This window comes from Paracoccus sp. PAR01 (assembly GCF_014851995.1).
GTDB classification, from domain to species: Bacteria; Pseudomonadota; Alphaproteobacteria; order Rhodobacterales; family Rhodobacteraceae; genus Paracoccus; species Paracoccus litorisediminis.
Genome location: NZ_JACVAW010000052.1, coordinates 1 through 5,389, shown reverse-complemented (window position 1 = coordinate 5,389; position 5,389 = coordinate 1). Strand labels below are relative to the sequence as shown.

The 5,389-nt window shown below is 59.9% G+C and carries 6 protein-coding genes; 1 reads left to right on the top strand and 5 read right to left on the bottom strand.

Annotated features, from left to right (window positions below; genetic code table 11):
* Positions 1–135 precede the first annotated feature (135 nt).
* Positions 136–273, top strand: a complete 138-nt coding sequence (locus IB235_RS24350) for a hypothetical protein (RefSeq protein WP_192338948.1) — start codon at positions 136–138, stop codon at positions 271–273.
* 75 nt (positions 274–348) lie between these two features.
* Here the strand turns inward: IB235_RS24350 and IB235_RS24345 are convergent, their stop codons facing one another.
* The 5 genes from IB235_RS24345 to IB235_RS25450 form a co-directional block, all read right to left on the bottom strand.
* Positions 349–2,001 (bottom strand): Na/Pi cotransporter family protein, encoded by a 1,653-nt coding sequence (locus IB235_RS24345; RefSeq protein WP_192338946.1) that lies wholly within the window; start codon positions 1,999–2,001, stop codon positions 349–351.
* 675 nt (positions 2,002–2,676) lie between these two features.
* Positions 2,677–3,234: a fasciclin domain-containing protein gene (locus IB235_RS24340; protein ID WP_192338944.1), complete on the bottom strand. Its 558-nt coding sequence runs from the start codon at positions 3,232–3,234 to the stop codon at positions 2,677–2,679.
* A 139-nt stretch (positions 3,235–3,373) separates the two neighbouring features.
* Positions 3,374–4,084 carry an anti-sigma factor domain-containing protein gene (locus tag IB235_RS24335; RefSeq protein WP_192338942.1) on the bottom strand — a complete coding sequence of 237 codons (711 nt, stop codon included), beginning with the start codon at positions 4,082–4,084 and terminating at the stop codon, positions 3,374–3,376.
* Positions 4,081–4,635 (bottom strand): sigma-70 family RNA polymerase sigma factor, encoded by a 555-nt coding sequence (locus tag IB235_RS24330; RefSeq protein WP_192338939.1) that lies wholly within the window; start codon positions 4,633–4,635, stop codon positions 4,081–4,083. The genes IB235_RS24335 and IB235_RS24330 overlap by 4 nt, the downstream gene beginning before the upstream one ends.
* 257 nt (positions 4,636–4,892) lie before the next feature.
* A complete protein-coding gene (locus IB235_RS25450) occupies positions 4,893–5,150 on the bottom strand; it encodes a hypothetical protein (protein WP_225612611.1) in 258 nt (85 codons plus the stop codon).
* Positions 5,151–5,389 lie beyond the last annotated feature (239 nt).

Sequence of the window (5,389 nt, the reverse complement as noted above, 5' to 3'; positions counted from 1 at the left end):
ACATAAATCGGATTATGCTATTCTAAGGTCTAACCGCAAAGCTAATGTGTCTCACATTGGCAATTCAGTAATGTCACAGTTCCCCGATTGAAGCATCTGGGCCAAAGTCGGAGAACAGGCGTGGGATGGGTGATGATGACCGGAGGTGATCTGAAGCGCATGTCGGTTCTGAAGGACGTCGAGGCCGGGCTGCTGCGCGCGACCGATGCGGCGGCGCTGCTGAATCTCATCCGCGTCAGGGTCGCGGCTCAGCCTATAACCACAAAAAAGTAGAATTGTCGCTGTCTGAGGCGAAGGTCACGCTTACGCATGTCCCGTAGTGGGCGCTCTATCGTTTCCCCCGATATTTTACATATTTCCACGTCCGAGAAGATGCGCCGTGGAACGCCAAGCGTGATGCGCGATTTGCGTGAGCTTTCTGGCCGCTTCGATCTGCGCAAAGGCATCCGCTGCGGTCATTTGTCCCGGCGAGACGGAGGCCAGCGCCGCAGAGCGATGATCCCGTTCCAGAATGGAAAGCTCCCTGGTTGCTCCCTCCAGGTTGGCAAGCGCTGCTTCCATTTCAGGCGAAACGTTCCAGCCGATAGGCGACGCTTGGGCGCTGAGGCCACTTTCCGAGGTGATCGATCTGCACACTGCCTGGGTCTCATACATGGCCTGGACGCAATGTTCGGCAGCGCGCAGGTCACGGGCAACTCTGACCTGTTGTTCCCGAAATTCGTCGGACGCCACCGCTTCCACAAGGCGCGAGGCGTGATCGAGCGCATGCAACATGCTCGTCATGTGTAATCGCTCGGCCTCCGTCTCCGGAGGCTGCTTCAACTCTGTCAGGAAATCTCGCACGCTACTGAGGGCCGCGCCTGCCGCTGCGATGTCCTGTGATGCGCCGCGAGCGTCGCCGCCAAGCGCATCGGAAACTGAGGCGGCAGTTTGCGCGACCACGCCCGCCACGACACGCCGTGCGGTTTCTATTACAATCACCGGGTTCTCGAGAGCACTGGGATCGAGCGCGCGCTCGAGTGCGGTCTGCTTGGAGGGCAATATCCGCTCCACCAGACGCGTAAATCCTGCGGTTACGGGCAGGAGCACGGCAACGCCCACGACATTATAGGCAGTGTGGTAGGCGGCGAGCAGGGTTACCCCATCGACTGACGCCGCGAGCGCTTTCATCAACATGACCGCGAATGGAAAAACGATGATTGCCAAAAGTGCCGCTATGACCTTGAATAGCACATAAGCCAAGGCGAGGCGTTTGGCGGTCGTGCTGGCACCGATCGCTGCCAATGCAGAACTCGTTGCCGTCCCGATATTTTGGCCAATGATCAGCGCGGCGCCTTGCTCCAGACTGACCGCTCCGGCGTAGAAGGCCGAGAGAGTGACGGCGATTGCCGCAGTTGAGGATTGCATGACTGCCGTCATTGCCAAACCGACCCCGATCAGAATCATGAGGCCGATTGACCCCGTGATCCAATCAATTCCCGATGCGCCCAGCACTGCCGGCAGATCGGAAGGTTGCAATCTCTCGGCAAGCCCGCCCATCCCTTGTTGAAGGGATGTTAAGCCATAGAGTACGAGCGCGAAGCCTGCGAGCGCACTGCCTGCCCCCGCGATCCGCGCCCCACCCAACAGTCGTGCCATTGCTCCGATGAAGATCATCGGCAGGGCATAGGTAGAAAGCGAAACCCTCACGCCAATGAGTGCAACAAGCCATCCGGTACCAGTTGTCCCGATGTTGGCACCGAACACGAGACCGAGCCCTTGTGGAAAGGTGAGAAGCCCGGAGCTGACGAGGCCGATTGTCGTCATCGTTACCGCGCTTGACGACTGTACCAGCAGCGTCACTACTGCACCCCAGAAGGCGCCCGAGAGAGGCGTGGCTGCTGCCTTGCTGAGAACTTCCCGCAGCGCGGAACCGGCCAGGGCCTTCAGGCCGTCGGTCATAATCGTCATACCGAGCAGGAACAGCCCGACGCCACCGAGAATGGACATTATGGTCGACATGCAGATATCCGCCTCTGCGTTTGGATAATGAATAATCCGATACTACGACGGAGCGGCTGACCAGCTGCGAATAAAGCGTGATTCCCTGCCGATTGCCAGCTTCTCTGGTGTGTAGGGTCATCAGTTTTTAACCGATCCAATTGAGTAAAACCGCTTCGGCTTCGAAGGCCGAAAATTTATCAATATGGTCGACCCACCCCAGCGCTGCAGGATTGTTTGAGAGCTCCCAATGACTTCGGGACGCGTTGCCCCCGGATAGGCGCTTCCATGTTGATGCAATGGTGTATGGGAGGGAGGACGAGCGAGCGTAGTCGGCCGCCGGTTTTCGGCACGCTCTGACTCTTCACTTAGAAAGGATCGCGTAGAGCTACCCGCAATCTCGGCGCATACCTCCGCGTAGTCGATCGCGCATCGTCAAGAATGACACCGTGAACAGAACACCGGACGGATAGGCCAGGCACTCACCGGTCTGGCTCCTGTGTCATCACCCATCCCGTCCGGCTTGCAATGTCCCGCCAGTGAAAGCCAGTTTCTCACATACACGCGACGACGATGGCGAGCGAGCGTCGAGGCCATCGACAGGTTTATGGGAAGGAAAAGGATCCGGCGCAGCGGCCCCGTATCGTGCGGGAGGCGGAAAACCACGCGACACGGAGCCAGCACCACGGGCGAGGATCAACCCGCCGGCAGCAGCACCTTGTCGATGACGTGGATGACGCCGTTCGACTGAACGACATCGGCGATGGTCACTTTGGCCGTACCGCCGGTCTCGTCGGTCAGCATGACCATCCCGTCCTTCACTTCGGCGGTCAGCTTGCAACCGCCCAGCGTCTCGATCACATGCTTGCCCCCATCATCCGTGATCATCTTCTGCACATCCGCCGCCATGGCCTTGGCACCGACGACATGGCAGGTCAGGACCTTGACCAACTTGTCCTTGTTTTCCGGCTTCAGAAGGGTGTCGACCGTGCCTGCAGGCAGCGCCTCGAAAGCGGCATTGGTGGGGGCGAAAACGGTGAAGGGGCCAGCCCCTTGCAGGGTTTCCACCAGTCCGGCTGCCTTAACAGCGGCGACCAGCGTGGTATGATCCTTCGAGTTCAGGGCGTTTTCGACGATATTTTTGTCAGCGAACATTTCCGCGCCACCGACCATTGGATTGTCCTGCGCCAGCGCAGTCCCGGCGGTGGCAAGGGCGAAGCAACCTGCGAACAGCGCCTTGGTGATCGTGTTCATACGCTTTCCTCCATTGGATAGCCGCCTCGAGATCGACGGACAGGAGAAGACACGGCGGCTGCGCATGGAAAGTTTCATGCCCTCGACGATTACTTTTGAGAACTTCTGTCAATATGTTGATATAGCTTTAAAATAATAGTCATATATCCAGAAGATCGCCGACGGCCACCACTGCGCCAGTCGGCTGGCCGGTGGGTGAACCGCCCGGTGGCTCGAGGCTGATCGCCATCTGCGCGCGTGAGGTCAGCAACGCGCGGAACGCGTCGCTTATCGGTATCCGTACCATCGCCCCCGTCGGGATCACCCCCAGCGAAACCGGGGCGGCGCTGCCCTCGACCACCCACAACTCAAAGACCCGACCCGCGGCGGGTGTGCCCGACATATGGGCCAGGCGGACCGTTCCAGTGCCCGCATCATAGACCGCCATATAATGCACATCGCTCGCCTCGGCGGAAAGTGAGGCCATGACATCGGGAGGCGGCGCCGGTTTTGGCATCAACTGCGGCACGATCAGTGCCAAAAGGAAGGCCGCCATCGCTGTGCCGGCCAAACCGCGCCACAGGGCCAGGCTGGCCCAGAAACCGGGCCGAGGAGCAGGCCCGGCAATCCCGAACAGATGCCGATCCAGCGTCTGCTTTACTCCGGGTGGCAGATCGGCAGGCGCATAGCCGTCGGCCAAAGGCAACAGTCGTTCCTCCCAATCGGCCACCGCCCGCGCGAAAGCCGGGTCCATTTCGGCCCGGCGGGCTAGTGCTGCCAGTTCAACACCCGGCAACACGCCCAGAGCAAACTCGGCGGCCAGAAAGTCATCGCCCCCGTCATCAGAACGGTCGGGTTCCATCGCGCTCATCGCTCCAGACACTCCTTGAGGCGCATCAGACTGCGCCGCAGCCAGGTGCGCATTGTATTCAAGGGCACGTCATGGCGGGTCGCCAGATCGGCATAGCTGTCACCCTCCAGATAGGCGGCACGCACCGCGCTGGCCTTTTCGGGGTCCAACTCCGACATGCAGCCGTTGAGCAGCCGCATTTCACCTGCGGCCACGGCCATTGCCTCGGGACCTGCGGCCGGATCTCGCATCGCCAGTGCTGCCTCATCGATGCCGCCCGTGGTCTCGCGCCTGACGCGCAGAAGGTCGATTGCGTGATGGCGCGCGATGGCGATCAGCCAGGTCATTGGGCTTTGTCCGGTCACGGCGAACCTGTCGGCTTTCAACCAGACCTTGATGAACACCTCTTGCACGGCCTCCTCGGCCTCGGGCCTGTTTCTCAAGATACGCAGGCAGGTGCCGAAGAGTTTCGCCGAGGTAGCGGCATATAGACAGTCGAACGCTGCCCGATCCCGCAGCGCAACCCGGAGGATCAAGCCAGTGACCTCTTCTCGCGCATTGTCGGGCGGCATACCCCCTCCAGAGTGTTCTCCTCCAGAACATGCACTCAGCTCTTGCATATCACAAGAGAAGGCACCCTCCGAACATTGGCCTTTAGCCCGTGTCGGCCTTCCCCTTCATCTGGGGCGGTTCAAGAAAGTCAGGAAATCGCGACCGTTGTTGAGCTTCGCGATATCCCAACCGAGTTGGAGCGCTGAAATCTCCTTCCCGGTAGCATCAGAACCAGTCGGACATTATTGCGGGCACGTTTGCATCGTACCCAAGATTGTCAGACCAGACCAAGTGCTCCACCGCTGAGAAGCACGACAGTCACACCGGCTGCAATCTCGAGTGTGGCTCCGATGACATGCGGGATTCTGGATTCAGCAAAGACTGACAATACGCCGCCGCGCAGGAAGCGTCCCATGAATGCAACAAGCAGGGTAAGGCTGGCCGTGCCCGACGCCATGGCAAAAGCACCGGCAATCCCGGCCTCAAGGATGCCATTTTCCAGGTCAGTACCAAAAGCAGGATTGCACCGCTGCATGGACGTATGGCGATTGCCAGAATGACCGACGCGAGCTCTGGTGCACTGGATGCGGCGGCAATCACCTGCGGCGAGGGAGCGTGAGCATGGCCGCAACTCTCGCAATGTCCATGAACATTGTCCTGATGGTGATGATGCGCGGATCCATCCCCGGCCACGACAGGACGCACGAGGGGCGCTCTTGATGCAATAAGCCCTGCGCTTCGCGATGCTCCACGTAGTATCAGCCACAGCCCGAT

Coding starts and splice junctions, on each gene's coding strand:
- IB235_RS24335 (WP_192338942.1), bottom strand. CDS start 4,084: ATGAGCGCGATGGAACCCGACCGTTCTGATGACGGGGGCGATGACTTT.
- IB235_RS24345 (WP_192338946.1), bottom strand. CDS start 2,001: ATGTCGACCATAATGTCCATTCTCGGTGGCGTCGGGCTGTTCCTGCTC.
- IB235_RS24350 (WP_192338948.1), top strand. CDS start 136: ATGACCGGAGGTGATCTGAAGCGCATGTCGGTTCTGAAGGACGTCGAG.
- IB235_RS25450 (WP_225612611.1), bottom strand. CDS start 5,150: ATGCAGCGGTGCAATCCTGCTTTTGGTACTGACCTGGAAAATGGCATC.
- IB235_RS24330 (WP_192338939.1), bottom strand. CDS start 4,635: ATGCCGCCCGACAATGCGCGAGAAGAGGTCACTGGCTTGATCCTCCGG.
- IB235_RS24340 (WP_192338944.1), bottom strand. CDS start 3,234: ATGAACACGATCACCAAGGCGCTGTTCGCAGGTTGCTTCGCCCTTGCC.